Here is a 14543-nt window from a genome sequence, read left to right as displayed (position 1 = left end):
CCCCTTCTGCCGATTAGCTAAAAACGACCGTTTTGTTGCCGTGAATTAGCACGCGATCTTCTAGGTGCCAACGCAGCCCCCGCGCCAATACCGCTTTTTCCACATCGCGACCAAAACGTACCAAATCAGTAGGCGTGTGACAGTGGCTGACCCGGTGAATGTCCTGCTCAATTATGGGGCCTGCATCCAGCTCTTCTGTCACATAGTGGCAAGTTGCCCCAATCAGTTTCACGCCCCGCTCATAGGCTTGATGATACGGCTTGGCACCCGCAAAGGAAGGCAAGAAGCTGTGATGAATGTTAATCACGCGTCCTGCATACCGTTCGCAAAGCGAAGGCGGCAGAATTTGCATATAGCGTGCCAGCACTATGCAGTCAGCGCGGGCAGCATCAATCTGCTCCTGCACCTGTTCAAAAGCCGTTTGTTTATTAGCCGGGTCAACTGGTACATGATGATAAGGGATGCCATACCATTCAGTCAGCGAGCGCATATCATCGTGATTAGAGATAACGCCGACAATATCGCAATCCAACTCACCTGCCTGCCAGCGGTAGAGAAGGTCCACCAAACAGTGGGATTCCCGAGACACCATCAACACCACACGGCGGCGCTTTTGGGTATCCACCAGCGACCACTGCATATCAAATTCAGCCGCCACCGGCTCAAACGACGTGCGCAGTGCTTCCGCCGACATACCCAGAGAATCCGCCAGAATCTCGTAACGCATAAAAAAGCGGCCAGTCTCTAAGTCAGAGTGCTGGCTGGCTTCGGTAATTGAGCCGCCTTGTTGAGCAATAAAACTTGAGACACGCGCCACGATGCCCACTTGATCTGGGCAGGAAACAACTAAACGATAGTAATGAGACATAACAAACACTCTTAACGTATTTAACGGCACGCTCGCCAAGCACCTGCCTACCAGCAGGTAAACCACATTAGCGGCGGTAGTGTACCGTAAGCACGATGAGGAAGCATCGTGGTCAGGTGCCGCGATGATTGTTACCCGCCCCCCGCTTCCCGTATAGTTAAGGAATTACTTTCTAGGCTTTTCATAACTGATGCATCCATCCCGCGTTCAACTTCGTCCCCGTCGTCGCCCGCCCCTGCGCCTACTCCCGCTAGGTGGATGTGGTGAAATTGGAATGAATCTTACGCTGTATGGATACGACGACCAGTGGATCGCCGTAGATTGCGGCATGATGATTCGCCAAGACCTGCCCAACTCGCCCCTGCAAGTACCTAATACCGATACCCTAGAGGCACTGAAGATCACACCTAAGGCGCTGTTTATCACCCATGGTCATGAAGATCATATTGGTGCGGTGGCGTGGCTATGGCCCAAATGGGGTTGCCCTATCTTTGCCACTCCTCTCGCAGCAGGGCTATTGCGTTACAAATTCGCCGAACACCAGCTCAGCAGCGCCTCCATTGAAGTGATTGAACCAGGCGATGCGGTGGAGAGCGGGCCATTTACACTGCGCTACTTGAGTGTTACCCACTCCATCCCCGAAAGCTGCTCCATCATGATGCAGGCGGGTGATTACCGCATACTGCACACCGGCGACTGGAAACTCGACCCCAACCCACTGATTGGCGCCCCCGTGAACGCTGCCCAGTTTAGAGCACTGGCGCCGGTGGATCTTCTGGTAGGTGACTCGACCAATGCGCCAATGCCAGGGCAGTCGGGCAGCGAGGGGGATGTTGCCAAGGCGCTTTCCACCACATTGAAAGCGTGTAAAGGCCGCGTGGTAGTGTCCTGTTTTGCTAGCAACCTAGCGCGCGTACTGGCCATTGGCTTAGCGGCCCAAGCGTGTGGCCGTCGCGTTAGTTTGATGGGCCGCTCAATGGAGCGCATGGTCAGTGTTGCTAGAGGCCTTGGTTATCTGGATAACTTCCCCCCCCTGGTGCCACCCCATGATTTGGGCTATCTACCACCGGAGGAGGTCGTGATTATTGCCACCGGTAGCCAAGGCGAGCCTCGCGCTGCCTTGCAGCGTTTAGCGCAGCGTCGACACCCCTTTGTGGACTTGGAACCCGGCGATAGCGTGATTTTTTCCGCCAAAACAATTCCAGGCAATGAGCGCCCTATCGAGCAGCTTAAAAAACGTTTACTGCAACTCGGTGTCACGCTGTTCGACGAAATGAACCACCCCGAGCTTCATGCCACCGGCCACCCCGCTCAGGAAGAGCTGAAAAAGCTCTACCAGTGGGTGAGGCCCAAAATGCTACTGCCGGTACATGGTGAAGCGCGCCATCAGGAGGCGCACCAAGCGCTTGCTGAGGAGCTAGGTATCAGAGCGCCGCTAGCACCGGTGAATGGCGATATGATCGTGCTTGACCACCAAGGGCTGCGCTGCGAAACGCGCTACCCACAGCCGCCTTGCATTGTTAACCAAAATAGCGTCGTGCCTCACCCTGGCCTTGAGAGCAGCCATCCCACTGCCCGTCGTGGCAGTCTGTTTCTAGCGCTACCGGTAGCAGCAACAGAAACGGGATGGTGTCGTATTGGTCGTCTGATGCTTGACGCCAACGGCGCAAGCCCTATGGATGAAGATAGCTTCAGCGAGTGGCTGGATGAGCAGCTAGAAGAGATTGAGGCAGACACCTTGGCTGATTTGCGCCATGCGCTGCAGCCAAGGCTGGTGCACTGGCTGGCTAACCACTTGCAACATATGCCAGACGTGCACCTGCAGATCATGGCCGCTGAAATGCCGACCATCGAAGAGTTAAACGACGAGCCTTAAACACAGGTGTTACCAGCGTTCAGCATCCTGCTGATCGGTGTGGCGCTCTTTAACCCAGTACGCCCCCTGCTTGGAGTGCTCTTTCTTCCAAAACGGCGCCTGGGTTTTTAAATAATCCATAATGAAATCGCAGGCCTCAAACGCATCGCGGCGGTGCGCGCTTGCCACCAGCACTCTAACGATAGGGTCGCCCGGGGATAAGTCGCCCACCCGATGAATAACACGCACCGCCTGCAGCGCCCAGCGCTGCCAGGCTTGCTCAGCAATTTGCGTTAAGGTGCGCTCAGTCATTCCTGGATAGTGCTCAAGGGTTAACCCCGTTACGTCGGGCGTCTCGTTAAAATCTCGCACTAACCCGGTGAACGTCACAATCGCACCAATGTCGGTGCGCTGGCGCAGCGCGCTCTCATAGCCGTACGCCATTGAAAACGGAGCGGACTGCACTTCTACCGCGATGTCTGGCAATGTCGGCTCGCTAACAGACACGGCTTAGCCTCCCGTTACCGGTGGAAAAAAGGCCACTTCGTCATCATCAGTGATACGAGCGCTATCATTTGCCATCACTTGGTTAATGGCACATAGAGTGCGCTGATCAGCCAGCACGGAAAAGCGTGCATCCTGGGCACTAAGCGCAGCTTTTAGCCCGGCCACATCGCGACTTGGCAGCTTATCAAGCCCAATGGCCAGATCACTCTCACCGACCCGCTCACGCAGCTCTGCCAAAAACTTGACGCGCACACAGGGCGAGGCACAGCGCTCACCTAAGCTTACCTCTCCCACTGCGCCTTCACCGGTGACAATAGGCGTGACCATCTCACGCTCCCGCTGATAGTCACCACGCAATCCGCCTCGCTTGCTGTCGAGCTGCACAGCTTCAATGCGCATCTCTTTATCAACGGCTTTACACATATCGTAAAGCGTCAGGCAAGCAACCGAAACGGCCGTCAACGCTTCCATCTCGACGCCCGTGCGCCCGTTCAAGCGACACATGGCCGATACATTCACCCAGCCATTTGCATGGTCAATATCGAAATCCACCGCTACTTTGGAGAGCGCCAGCGAGTGGCAGAGCGGAATCAGTTCATGAGTTCGCTTCGCTGCTTGAATACCCGCAATACGCGCTGTTGCGAGTACATCCCCTTTGGGCAGCGCCCCATCGCTTAATAGCTGCAGAGTATTGGGCTGCATCACGATTCGCCCAGAGGCAACAGCCTCACGACGGGTCTCGCGCTTATCGCCGACATCAACCATATTCGCTTCGCCGTGCGCGTTCAGGTGGGTTAACTGCATGGTGTCACCTTTTCATCATCAAGCCAGAGTGCGGCGTTGTTGGTCGGCCCACTCACTTACCCAGCGAGCAATCTCTTCACAATTATTTAAATCCAAGCGGGCCACCGATGGCCTAAGAGCCACCGGCGGCTCAGCAGTAAGCGCAGCCGCCTGCACCCACTCATCGCATAAAATAGCCGGATCGCCTATTCCGTCTCGGTAAAGCACCAGCTTGGGAATAGGCCATGCTTTGAAGCCTTCCACAATCACCAGATCTGGGTGATGCGGCGCCATTAGGGTAAGCAAATAGGCTAAATCGGGCTCCTCCTGCCCTGGCGTCTCCTGCATCAGTGCAAAACGTTGGCGCGATGCAATCAGCATAGGAGTGGCCCCGGCGCTACGCAGCTTGTAGCTGTCTTTACCCGGCTGGTCCACATCAAACTGGTGGTGGGCATGTTTAATCACCGCTACCGAAAGGTCCTTTTCGCGCAGTAGAGGTAACAGCTGCTCTAGCAGCGTGGTTTTACCGGTCCCACTCCAGGCTGCCACTCCCAGTGTGGGAAACGGTACGGGAAACGGAGAGCGCAGTGCCTCACTCATAAATCACCCTATGTGCCACAAGTTACTCACCCTCTTTTTCTGCAGGTAATAACCAGTTTAACGCAATGCCTACCAAAGCGGCTAAGCTAACGCCCTGCAAAGTGAATTGCCCGCCACCAAACTGCATACCACCGATACCAAACACCAAAATAAGTGACACCACCACTAGGTTACGCGCCGCAGTCAGCGACTGACCTGCGCGCACCAGGGTATTCATCCCCACTACGGCAATAGAGCCGAATAGCAGCGTCATAATCCCCCCCATGACCGGCCCGGGAATTGTCTGCAGCAGCGCCCCCAATTTGCCAACAAAGGCAAGGATGATGGCAATAACAGCAGCCACAATCATATATTTTGGATTGAATGCCTTGGTTAGCGTCACAGCACCGGTAACTTCTGAATAGGTCGTGTTAGGCGGCCCACCGAACAGGGCTGCTGCCGTCGTTGCCAAGCCATCGCCCAGTAACGTGCGGTGCAAGCCAGGTTTTTCAAGATAGTTTTTACGTGTCACCGAGCCAATCGCCACCATATCGCCAATATGCTCAACGGCGGGAGCGATGGCCACTGGAATCATAAACAGGATGGCCGCCCAGTGAAAACTCGGCGCGGTAAAGTTGGGGATAGAGAGCCAAGCCGCTTCACGCACCGGAGTAAAATCAACCACCCCCATAATCAGCGCCAACGCATACCCCGTTGCAATGCCGCCCATAATCGGCACTAAACGCAGCAGCCCACGGCCAAGCACCGCAAGCAATAAGGTTACTAACAGACTGGCCATGGAGAGAAAAATAGCTTGCCCATAGCTAATATTATCGCTGATTTCACCGGTTGCCATACTGACCGCGACTGGCGCTAGCGCTAAGCCGATCACCATAATCACTGGGCCCACCACGACAGCAGGCAGCAAACGATGCAACCAGGCGGTGCCCTTCAAGCGCACCGCCTGGGAAATGGCAACATAGACAAGTCCCGCGGCCATCAGGCCACCCAGCGTGGCAGAAACGCCAAAACTGGCGATTGAGCCTTGAATAGGAGCAATAAATGCAAAGGAAGAAGCTAGAAACACCGGCACCGTTTGTTTGGTCACGCCATGAAACACCAACGTGCCAATCCCGGCGGTAAAGAGTGCCACGCTGGGGTCTAGCCCGGTTAATAGCGGAACCAACACAAGCGCACCAAAGGCCACGAACAGCATTTGCGCGCCGGTAAGCAGCATTTTAGGCCACGACTCTTGACCAGCACTGTTTGTCATCACACCACTCCTGGGGGTCGGTTATTAGTAACGGAGGCAAAAAAATGCCCCCAACGCGAAGCGTAAGGGGCCTTTTGAGGCGGAGCGCTTAACGCGTTCCGAAAATCTTATCGCCGGCATCTCCCAAGCCGGGGACGATGTAGCCATTCTCATCGAGTCGGTCATCCACCGACGCCGTGTAAATCTCTACATCAGGATAAGCATCTTGCACCCGTTTAATCCCTTCAGGGGCAGCAACTAAGACAATCACTTTCATATGTTCACAGCCACGCTCACGCAGCATATCCAGCGTGGCCACCATCGAACCACCAGTCGCCAGCATCGGATCAATCACAATCGCCATGCGCTCTTCGATGTCGTTGGCGAATTTAGCGAAGTAAGGTACCGGTTGAAGCGTCTCTTCATCCCGGTAAAGACCAACAACGCTTACCCGTGCGCTAGGGATTAAATCCGTTACGCCCTCCAACATGCCTAGCCCGGCACGCAGGATCGGCACGATAGTGACTTTCTTACCTTTCAAACGACGGGTCGCAATGGGCTCGCCGTTCCAGCCCTGAATCTCATGGTCTTCCAGCTCCAGACCTTTGGTTGCTTCATAGGTCAAAAGCTTAGCCACTTCACCTGCCAGTTCACGAAAGCTCTTAGTGCTCAAATCAGCTTCGCGCATCAATCCCAGCTTATGTTGAACAAGCGGATGGTTAATGGCGTAGACACTCATGGGGCTTCCTCACTGCAGGGGATTCAGGATAGCGACCTAGGTCGCATCGACATGCTTACAAAATTGCGCGCCATTCTACCCGCAACTGACCATCAGGTTAAGGGGTTTCGGGCAATTGCCACTCAATTGGCGTCCGCCCTTGCTCCTGCAAGAATTGATTCGCCCGCGAAAAGTGGTGATTACCAAAGAAACCACGGTGCGCCGACAGGGGCGACGGGTGTGGTGACTCAAGTACCAAATGGCGAGAGGTATCGATGAGCGCTTTTTTCTGGCGAGCATGGCTACCCCACAGCAAAAAAACGCAGGACTCTGCATGCTGACTCACGGTTTCAATAGCCCGGTCGGTAAAATGCTCCCAACCTTTCCCCCGATGCGACGCGGCGTTGCCCTGCTCAACGGTAAGCGCTGTGTTCAGCAGCAGCACCCCCTGCTTCGCCCACGACTCTAAAAAGCCATGACGCACTGGGGTAAAACCGACATCACTTGCCAACTCTTTGTAGATATTGACCAGCGACGGCGGCACTTGCACGCCCGGCTGTACCGAAAAACAGAGCCCATGGGCCTGATTAGGCCCGTGGTAAGGATCCTGCCCTAGAATTACCACTTTCACCGAGCAGAGCGGCGTTAATTCAAAGGCGCGAAACCAGTTTGAGGAGTGAGGGTAGATCACTTTCTTAGCCGCTTTCTCTGCGGCCAAAAATGCTTTCAGGGCGGACATATAGTCAGCCTGAAAACCCTGCCCCAGCCACTGGCTCCAGTCTTCGGGTAGCGGGTTAGCCATATTACTTTTTCATTTGGTCAGCGAGAGGCTCTACGTAGGCAATGCCCATATCCCAAGGGAACTGAATCCAGCACTGCTGAGCCACTTCGGTCAGGTATTGATCCACCAAAGGGCGACCCTCTGGCTTAGCGTAAATCGTGACAAAGTGCGCTTTTGGGAGCATTTCGCGTACGGCGCGTGCCGTTTTTCCCGTATCGACGAGGTCATCAACCAGCAGCCAGCCGTCACCGTCGTGATCCACCCCTTTCATAATATCCAGACCACCTTGATCCATATGGTCGTAACTTTTGATGCACACGGTATCAATCAAACGGATATTCAGTTCGCGAGCAATCAGCGCAGCCGGAATCAAGCCGCCGCGAGTAATCGCCACAATGCCCTTAAAATCACGTTCGATTAAAAGATGGCAAAGTTGGCGCACGTCGCGGTGAATTTGGTCCCAAGAGACGGTGAAATGTTGATGGTAGCGTTCGCTGCTCATGGGGAATTACTCGTCTTCGTTAAAGGAACAGACCGCGAATACGCTATAGCCCGCATCGCGAATTTTCTGAGAACCACCCAGCTCAGGCAGATCAATGATAGTGGCTGTTTCCACCACCTGCCCACCGCAGCGCTGAATCAAATTCGCGGCTGCCAGCATCGTGCCACCAGTGGCAATCAAGTCGTCCATTAACAGGATCCGGTCGCCTTCCTGGAACGCATCAGCATGCAGCTCTACTTCTGAATGACCATACTCCAGCGTGTAGGTTTCGCTGATAGTTTTAAACGGAAGCTTGCCTTTTTTGCGCACCGGCACAAAGCTGCAGCCCAACTCATACGCCAGCGGCGCACCGATAATAAAGCCACGGGCGTCAATGGCCGCGATGGCATCCAAGTTCATCTCCTGGTAGCGGTGCACGAAGCTATCGATCAGCTTGCGAAAGGCAGCGCTGTTTTGCAGCAGCGGAGTGATGTCACGGAAGTTCACTCCTTGCTCTGGCCAGTCAGGAACCGTGCGAATAACGGACTTAATATAATCGCCGTAGATGCTCATCGCGTCTCTCATTGATTAGTCAAAATGCGGGCAGTTAGCCCAGGAACAGGAACTTTGCTGCAAACAGCAGCGCCAGCACGACCACTGCCGGATTCAGGTCGCTGAATCGACCTGACAGGGTCTTGATGGCAACGTAGCTGATAAAGCCCAGGGCAATACCCTCGGCAATCGAGAAGGTCAGCGGCATGGCCAGCGCAGCGATCAGCACCGGCGCGGCGTCTGTGGGGTCTTCCCAGTTGGCATGTGCAAGACTACCCGCCATCAGTACCGCTACATACAGTAGCGCACCCGCCGTTGCATAAGCCGGAATAGAACCTGCCAGCGGCGCGAAAAATAGGCTGATCAAGAACAGTACGCCCACCACAACGGCCGTTAAGCCAGTACGCCCACCAGATACAATACCTGCGGTTGATTCGATATAGCTGGTCGTGGTGGAGGTACCCAGCGCGGCGCCCGCCATCGAAGCGGTACTATCTGCCATCATGGCACGACCAATACGCGGTAGCTTGCCGTCTTCATCCAATAGTTTGCCACGGTGAGCAACACCTACCAGCGTACCGGACGTATCAAACAGATCGACAAACAAAAAAGCGAAGATAACGCTGAGCATGGCTACATCTAGCGCGCCCACCAGATCCATCGCCATGAATGTCGGTGCAATCGAAGGAGGCATCGACATAATGCCACCGTACTGATTGTGACCCAGCACCATGGCCAGCACGGTGACACCAATAATGCCGATCATAACGGCGCCAGTAACACGCAGGTAAGCCAATGCGGTAATCACGAAGAAGCCCAGCAGCGCGTAAAGCGGCGCAGGCTCTGATAGGTCACCAAGGGCAACAAAGGTTGCCGGGTTTGCCACGACAATACCGGCATTCTTCAGTGCAATCATTGCCAGGAAAAGGCCGATACCCGCCGCGATGCCCAAACGTAAAGAGAGCGGAATAGAATTAATGATCCATTCGCGAATTTTAAAAATACTCAGCAGGAAAAAGGTCAAACCAGAGAAGAAGACGGCCCCTAACGCCGCTTCCCAGGTGTAGCCCATACCCAGCACCACGCCGTAGGTAAAGAAGGCATTCAACCCCATACCCGGCGCTTGAGCGATCGGATAATTGGCCCATAGGCCCATCACGAAACAGCCAATCGCCGCGGCCAAACAGGTGGCTACGAACACAGCGCCGTAATCCATTCCCGCTTCCGAGAGAATGCTTGGGTTAACGAAGATGATATACGCCATGGTAAGAAACGTTGTAATCCCGGCGATCACTTCCGTTTTTACATTGGTCTTCTGCTCTGTGAGCTTGAAGTAGTTGTCCAGTGATTTCATTTAGTTTTTATCCTTCGCGCTTACGCTGAATGCGTCCCTTGATGCGAGAAAAGCCGCACATACTACCGAAAGGCACCACGCGATGCGAGCACCTCAAGTGCGGCTAGCTAAGTTGAGGAGAAGCCTCATACCTAATTTATTAGCAAACTTCAGGCCATGAGCTAACCGATTGGTCAACAAAGAGCCAAGATTTTCCACTATTGGCGGCTCGCCAGAACCCGCTCCACCGTCTCAACAATCACTTGAGTCTGCGGGTCAATTTCAATATTGACCCAGTCATTCATCAAACGGCTACCTAACATCGTGCGTGACAATGTTTCAGGGATGAGATTAACACTGAACTCCACCCCTACCCCATCGGCAGATGGGCGTACATCGCCAACGGTGAGGCTGATACCGTCGACACCAATATAGCCTTTTTCAAACACAAACTTGGCCGCTTTATCAGGCAACGCAAACCAGAGCCGACGGTTATTAGGAGCTTCTTCAATAGCTACTACCTTCGCCATACAAATAATGTGGCCTGACATGGAGTGCCCGCCAATTTCATCCCCAAAACGAGCTGCGCGCTCTATATTGACGCATTGGCCTGGCGTAATTGCACCAAGATTGGTCAATCTCAGCGTTTCGCGCATCAGGTCAAAGCTAACGCGCTCACCATCTATCGCCGTTACCGTCAGGCAAACGCCGTTATGTGCCACTGATGCACCAATCTCTAACCCGCTACGCATACTCTCTGGCAGAGCAACCACATGGGTGCGGAACTCCTCTAGTTCATGCACCTCAACGACCTCAGCGATACCTTGAACAATGCCAGTAAACATTGGCCCTTCCTTTCAATCTCAGGTTAGTAGGATGGCGTAGACCATAAAAACTCGCGCAAGCTTACTACTAATGACCCAACCTTGTGCAGCCAGTGGTTAGCAGACGCCTATTGATCATGGCTTTTTTGCTGTTAGCAAGCAGTTCAATCACCTCGAAACAGCAACAAAAACCAAAAACTATCAACTAAAAAGAAAATAAACCTGTATATGAACTTAAAAACATGAAATAGAACGGATTTAATTGACAACCCATTCGCCACTCTTTAGACTTTCGCCGCAAATGTAATGACGCCGATTTGTACCCAGATTGCGGGCGTCCACCTGGCCTTTGGCGGGGTGAAGTGCAGCTAAAAGGGTGTGTCCAGCATTGATGGCCACCCGCAAGGGTGGCCTTTTTTTGTTCCCCGCCCTACGCTTGCCCCCTCGCACTCCGTCTTCGGCCTACCATTAAGGCAGACGCTATGATTGAACTTAGCAACGTTAGTAAAACCTATGGCAGCGGCGACAGCGCCGTCCATGCTCTTCAGAATGTTAATTTAACGATTCCCAAAGGCACGATACACGGCGTGATTGGTCTGTCCGGTGCGGGCAAATCGACGCTCATTCGCTGCGTCAATCTGCTAGAACGCCCCACTAGCGGTAGCGTTTTGGTGGATGGTCAAGAAATGACCGGTCTACGCCGTCGTGAGCTCAACCATGCTCGCCATCGTATTGGTATGATTTTTCAGCACTTTAACCTGCTCACCACGCGGACCGTGTTTGATAATGTCGCCCTTCCCCTGGAGCTGATGGGCGAAAAGCGCAGCACTATCAAAAATCGTGTTTTACCGCTATTGGAGATGGTGGGCTTAGCCGATAAAGCGAAGCAGTACCCTGCCCAGCTTTCCGGCGGCCAAAAACAGCGCGTGGCCATTGCCCGCGCCCTGGCCAGCAAGCCCAACGTGCTGCTATGCGACGAAGCGACTTCAGCCCTCGACCCGCAAACGACCAGTTCAATCCTTGAACTCCTCAGGGATATCAACCATCAGTTGGGGATTACCATTCTGCTGATTACCCACGAAATGGAAGTGGTGAAATCGATTTGCCATCGGGTCAGCCTGATCTCTGACGGCAAGCTGGTAGAAGATGCGGAAGTCGGCGACTTCTTTACTGCGCCAGCCACCCAGCTTGGCCGCGACTTTTTGAACGACTTTCTACAGCTCAGTCCTCCTAAAGAGCTTTTGGAACGCCTGGAAGAGAGCCCCAGCGAACATACACATCCGGTGGTGCGGCTGACTTTCTCAGGCGATGCTGTCTCCACGCCGCTCATTTCTCGCTTGGCGCGTGAGTGCAGCGTCGATGTCAGCATTTTGCAGGCCAAAGTCGAGTCCATTCAGGACCGCACGCTTGGCCTAATGATTGCCGAACTACTGGGCAGCCATGAGCAAACCCAGCAAGCCATGTCCTATTTAGCAGCGCATCAACTACAGGTGGAGGTACTCGGCCATGTCCAGCGCAATGTTTGATCTTATTTTACAGGCCACGCTGGATACCCTTTATATGGTGGCAGTGTCCGGCGTCATCGCCACACTGCTTGGCCTGCCGCTGGGCGTAATGCTTTATGTCACCCGCCCGCGGCAAATTCTGGCGATGCCGGTGCTTAACCAAGTGTTGGGTATCATTACCAATATTGGCCGCTCAATTCCCTTCATCATTTTGATGGTGGCCATCATCCCCTTCACCCGCATGCTGGTAGGTACGTCTATCGGCATCAACGCCGCCTCCGTACCGCTGACCATTGCAGCAATTCCGTTTGTGGCTCGCCTCATTGAAGGCGCGCTCAACGAGATTTCTCCAGGGTTAATTGAATCGGCACAATCCATGGGTGCGACGCCTTGGCAAATTATTACCAAGGTGCTGATTCCCGAAGCTCGCGGCGGCATTATTACTGGCCTCACCATTACGCTCGTCACTCTGGTGAGCTACTCAGCCATGGCAGGCGCAGTAGGCGGCGGCGGCCTTGGCGACCTTGGCATTCGCTATGGCTACAACCGCTTCAACCCAACCATTATGCTAATCACTGTGGTGATTCTAGTGGTGCTGGTACAAGGATTCCAAAGCCTAGGCGACTATTTAGTGCGCAAAAGCGACCGTAAATAGTCATAGCCAGCGCCTTTCATCGACATAGCTAAATATAACAAAAACGCATTAGACTTGCGTTTCTTATTCCCTCATCATTGCACCACGATGCATAACGACACTGGAGTAACGCCATGCAAAAAGTCATTATCGGCAGCCTGACCGCGCTTGCACTTGCCATCAACGTTGCCAATGCGGAAACCCGTACCATTAAAATAGGCACCGTAGCTGGTCCTGAAACCGAAGTGATGGAAGTCGCCGCTCGCATTGCCAAAGAAGAGTACGACCTGAACGTCGAAATCATCGAGTTCACTGACTACGTAACGCCGAATGCTGCACTGGCCGATGGCAGCCTGGATGCCAACGCTTACCAGCACGAGCCCTACATGCAGGCGATGGTGAATGACCGCGGCTACGACTTTGCCATTGCCGGTTACACCTTCGTGTATCCCATCGGCGCTTACTCTGAAAAGTACGACAGCATTGATGAGCTGCCGGACGGCGCACAAATCGCCCTGCCCAACGACCCCTCCAACGAAGGGCGTGCGCTTATCCTAATGCACAACGAAGGCCTGATCACGCTCAACGATCCGACGTTCCTGGAAGCCACGCCGATCGATATCGCAGAAAACCCGCGCGGCTTCCGCTTCCGTGAAATCGAAGCCGCCCAGCTTCCCCGCGTGCTTCCCGACGTGGATATGGCCTTCATCAACAACACTTTCGCCCAACCGGCTGGCCTGAGCCTGGACGATGCGCTGATCAAGGAAGGCCCTGAGTCTCCCTACGTCAACCTGATCGCAGTTCGCGGTGGCGATGAAGATCGCGAAGAGATTCGCCAGTTGGTCGACGCTTATCAGCGTGACGAAGTGATCGAGAAAGCCGACGAGCTGTTCAAAGGCGCGGCGGTACCGGGCTGGACCGACGAGTAACTCTCATCCGTTCGTCATTCATTATCAGGCCAGCCGAGAGGCTGGCCTGATGCGTTTTCACCAAAGGAGACGGTATGTCGATAACCGATTACACGCTGTTAAACCGCCAGTTAGAGGCTTTGCTGGATACCCGCGACTGGCTGACCAACAGCGCCCAAACCTGCGCGTTTATTCAGCAGGAGCTCAGCGAGCTGAACTGGGTCGGTTTTTATCTTCAGCGCGAAGCGCAGGTGCTCTGCCTGGGCCCTTTCCAGGGCAAGCCTGCCTGCCACCCCATCCCGTTTAGCAAAGGGGTATGTGGCGCAGCAGCACGCGAGCAAGCCACCCAAAGAGTCGACGATGTGCACGCCGTTGCTGATCATATCGCCTGTGATGCAAACTCGAACTCTGAACTGGTGGTTCCTATCGTGACCGATGGTTTTGTCTGGGGCGTGCTGGATATCGACAGCCCGCAACATGCGCGCTTTAGTCAAGAAGACCAAGCTGGCATCGAGGCGCTTGTTGCTACGTTCATGCGCCAGACAGACCTACCCCGCTTCCTTTGATTCAAGGCCGTTTTGATTCAAGGCCGGGAAAGTCAGCACGATCGAGTAGGAGGGGGAGTCGCCTCCCCCGTCCTCTCACACCACCGGGCAAACGGATCCGTACCACGGCGGTTCCTGTCCCCCATTATCGGGCTGAGCTTCGTTCCGCTGAATTCGCTCGCCTGTGTGCTCTGAGCGCTTCGACAGTCTTTGGGCTTCCGGCCCGCCATACAGTTATCGAGAGCCCTCCGGGGAGGCTTCTGCTCGTACACATCAGAGAGTGGTCAACTATCCACTCGTGACAGGTTCAGCCCTTCAGCTCTTGGTTAGAGAGCCTAATATGGCCTCTGCTGACTCCTGTTCGCCCATCCCGACACCTCACGGTGTCGGTAGCCAGTGGCAGGCGAACAGGCCTCCC

At 54.3% G+C, this 14543-nt stretch carries 16 protein-coding genes; 5 read left to right on the top strand and 11 right to left on the bottom strand.

Annotated elements, in window-relative coordinates; all coding sequences use genetic code 11:
* Positions 1-13: 13 nt before the first annotated feature.
* Complete coding sequence (gene purU / locus BMY49_RS07255; RefSeq protein ID WP_044628295.1) at positions 14-868, bottom strand: formyltetrahydrofolate deformylase; 855 nt, start codon at positions 866-868, stop codon at positions 14-16.
* 274 nt (positions 869-1142) lie between these two features.
* On the opposite strand from purU, the gene BMY49_RS07250 reads away from it, so the two are divergent.
* The gene (locus tag BMY49_RS07250; RefSeq protein WP_044628296.1) at positions 1143-2744 is read left to right on the top strand and encodes a ribonuclease J; all 1602 of its coding nucleotides are present in this window, start codon (positions 1143-1145) and stop codon (positions 2742-2744) included.
* Between the two features lie 9 nt (positions 2745-2753).
* On the opposite strand, the gene moaE is transcribed toward BMY49_RS07250, so the two are convergent.
* The 10 genes from moaE to BMY49_RS07200 form a co-directional block, all read right to left on the bottom strand.
* On the bottom strand, positions 2754-3230 hold the full coding sequence (moaE, locus tag BMY49_RS07245; RefSeq protein ID WP_074210515.1) for a molybdopterin synthase catalytic subunit MoaE: 477 nt from the start codon (positions 3228-3230) through the stop codon (positions 2754-2756).
* 3 nt (positions 3231-3233) lie between these two features.
* Positions 3234-4034 carry a cyclic pyranopterin monophosphate synthase MoaC gene (gene moaC, locus BMY49_RS07240; RefSeq protein ID WP_062360390.1) on the bottom strand — a complete coding sequence of 267 codons (801 nt, stop codon included), beginning with the start codon at positions 4032-4034 and terminating at the stop codon, positions 3234-3236.
* Positions 4035-4052: 18 nt separating this feature from the next.
* The gene (mobB, locus tag BMY49_RS07235) at positions 4053-4613 is read right to left on the bottom strand and encodes a molybdopterin-guanine dinucleotide biosynthesis protein B (RefSeq protein WP_089675305.1); all 561 of its coding nucleotides are present in this window, start codon (positions 4611-4613) and stop codon (positions 4053-4055) included.
* Positions 4614-4635: 22 nt separating this feature from the next.
* The gene (locus BMY49_RS07230; protein ID WP_089675304.1) at positions 4636-5865 is read right to left on the bottom strand and encodes a uracil-xanthine permease family protein; all 1230 of its coding nucleotides are present in this window, start codon (positions 5863-5865) and stop codon (positions 4636-4638) included.
* Between the two features lie 88 nt (positions 5866-5953).
* Complete coding sequence (gene upp / locus BMY49_RS07225; protein ID WP_044628300.1) at positions 5954-6583, bottom strand: uracil phosphoribosyltransferase; 630 nt, start codon at positions 6581-6583, stop codon at positions 5954-5956.
* A 97-nt stretch (positions 6584-6680) separates the two neighbouring features.
* Positions 6681-7364 (bottom strand): uracil-DNA glycosylase, encoded by a 684-nt coding sequence (gene ung / locus BMY49_RS07220; protein ID WP_089675303.1) that lies wholly within the window; start codon positions 7362-7364, stop codon positions 6681-6683.
* Position 7365: 1 nt separating this feature from the next.
* Entirely contained in the window at positions 7366-7845 is a 480-nt protein-coding gene (gpt, locus tag BMY49_RS07215) for a xanthine phosphoribosyltransferase (protein WP_044628302.1), read from the bottom strand.
* Positions 7846-7851: 6 nt separating this feature from the next.
* The gene (locus tag BMY49_RS07210; protein ID WP_044628303.1) at positions 7852-8397 is read right to left on the bottom strand and encodes an adenine phosphoribosyltransferase; all 546 of its coding nucleotides are present in this window, start codon (positions 8395-8397) and stop codon (positions 7852-7854) included.
* Positions 8398-8431: 34 nt separating this feature from the next.
* On the bottom strand, positions 8432-9730 hold the full coding sequence (locus BMY49_RS07205; protein WP_054640844.1) for an NCS2 family permease: 1299 nt from the start codon (positions 9728-9730) through the stop codon (positions 8432-8434).
* 197 nt (positions 9731-9927) lie between these two features.
* The gene (locus tag BMY49_RS07200) at positions 9928-10554 is read right to left on the bottom strand and encodes a riboflavin synthase (RefSeq protein ID WP_054640843.1); all 627 of its coding nucleotides are present in this window, start codon (positions 10552-10554) and stop codon (positions 9928-9930) included.
* Between the two features lie 461 nt (positions 10555-11015).
* On the opposite strand from BMY49_RS07200, the gene BMY49_RS07195 reads away from it, so the two are divergent.
* From BMY49_RS07195 to BMY49_RS07180, 4 genes are all read left to right on the top strand, one after another.
* Positions 11016-12059, top strand: a complete 1044-nt coding sequence (locus BMY49_RS07195) for a methionine ABC transporter ATP-binding protein (protein ID WP_089675302.1) — start codon at positions 11016-11018, stop codon at positions 12057-12059.
* The gene (locus BMY49_RS07190; protein ID WP_044628308.1) at positions 12040-12693 is read left to right on the top strand and encodes a methionine ABC transporter permease; all 654 of its coding nucleotides are present in this window, start codon (positions 12040-12042) and stop codon (positions 12691-12693) included. The genes BMY49_RS07195 and BMY49_RS07190 overlap by 20 nt, the downstream gene beginning before the upstream one ends.
* A gap of 113 nt (positions 12694-12806) precedes the next feature.
* Entirely contained in the window at positions 12807-13601 is a 795-nt protein-coding gene (locus tag BMY49_RS07185; protein ID WP_089675301.1) for a MetQ/NlpA family ABC transporter substrate-binding protein, read from the top strand.
* Between the two features lie 74 nt (positions 13602-13675).
* Positions 13676-14146, top strand: a complete 471-nt coding sequence (locus BMY49_RS07180) for a GAF domain-containing protein (RefSeq protein ID WP_089675300.1) — start codon at positions 13676-13678, stop codon at positions 14144-14146.
* The last annotated feature ends 397 nt before the right edge of the window (positions 14147-14543 follow it).

Source organism: Vreelandella aquamarina (assembly GCF_900110265.1).
Classification (GTDB): Bacteria; Pseudomonadota; Gammaproteobacteria; order Pseudomonadales; family Halomonadaceae; genus Vreelandella; species Vreelandella aquamarina.
Note: the sequence above shows the minus strand (reverse complement) of the source record. Positions and strands in the feature narration are given on the sequence as shown.

Bases quoted from the DNA above. Each gene is read 5' to 3' on its own strand.
- BMY49_RS07180 (WP_089675300.1), top strand. From the start codon at position 13,676: ATGTCGATAACCGATTACACGCTGTTAAACCGCCAGTTAGAGGCTTTG.
- BMY49_RS07190 (WP_044628308.1), top strand. From the start codon at position 12,040: ATGTCCAGCGCAATGTTTGATCTTATTTTACAGGCCACGCTGGATACC.
- upp (WP_044628300.1), bottom strand. From the start codon at position 6,583: ATGAGTGTCTACGCCATTAACCATCCGCTTGTTCAACATAAGCTGGGA.
- BMY49_RS07200 (WP_054640843.1), bottom strand. From the start codon at position 10,554: ATGTTTACTGGCATTGTTCAAGGTATCGCTGAGGTCGTTGAGGTGCAT.
- BMY49_RS07230 (WP_089675304.1), bottom strand. From the start codon at position 5,865: ATGACAAACAGTGCTGGTCAAGAGTCGTGGCCTAAAATGCTGCTTACC.
- gpt (WP_044628302.1), bottom strand. From the start codon at position 7,845: ATGAGCAGCGAACGCTACCATCAACATTTCACCGTCTCTTGGGACCAA.
- moaC (WP_062360390.1), bottom strand. From the start codon at position 4,034: ATGCAGTTAACCCACCTGAACGCGCACGGCGAAGCGAATATGGTTGAT.
- BMY49_RS07195 (WP_089675302.1), top strand. From the start codon at position 11,016: ATGATTGAACTTAGCAACGTTAGTAAAACCTATGGCAGCGGCGACAGC.
- purU (WP_044628295.1), bottom strand. From the start codon at position 868: ATGTCTCATTACTATCGTTTAGTTGTTTCCTGCCCAGATCAAGTGGGC.
- BMY49_RS07210 (WP_044628303.1), bottom strand. From the start codon at position 8,397: ATGAGCATCTACGGCGATTATATTAAGTCCGTTATTCGCACGGTTCCT.
- BMY49_RS07185 (WP_089675301.1), top strand. From the start codon at position 12,807: ATGCAAAAAGTCATTATCGGCAGCCTGACCGCGCTTGCACTTGCCATC.
- ung (WP_089675303.1), bottom strand. From the start codon at position 7,364: ATGGCTAACCCGCTACCCGAAGACTGGAGCCAGTGGCTGGGGCAGGGT.
- mobB (WP_089675305.1), bottom strand. From the start codon at position 4,613: ATGAGTGAGGCACTGCGCTCTCCGTTTCCCGTACCGTTTCCCACACTG.
- BMY49_RS07205 (WP_054640844.1), bottom strand. From the start codon at position 9,730: ATGAAATCACTGGACAACTACTTCAAGCTCACAGAGCAGAAGACCAAT.
- BMY49_RS07250 (WP_044628296.1), top strand. From the start codon at position 1,143: ATGAATCTTACGCTGTATGGATACGACGACCAGTGGATCGCCGTAGAT.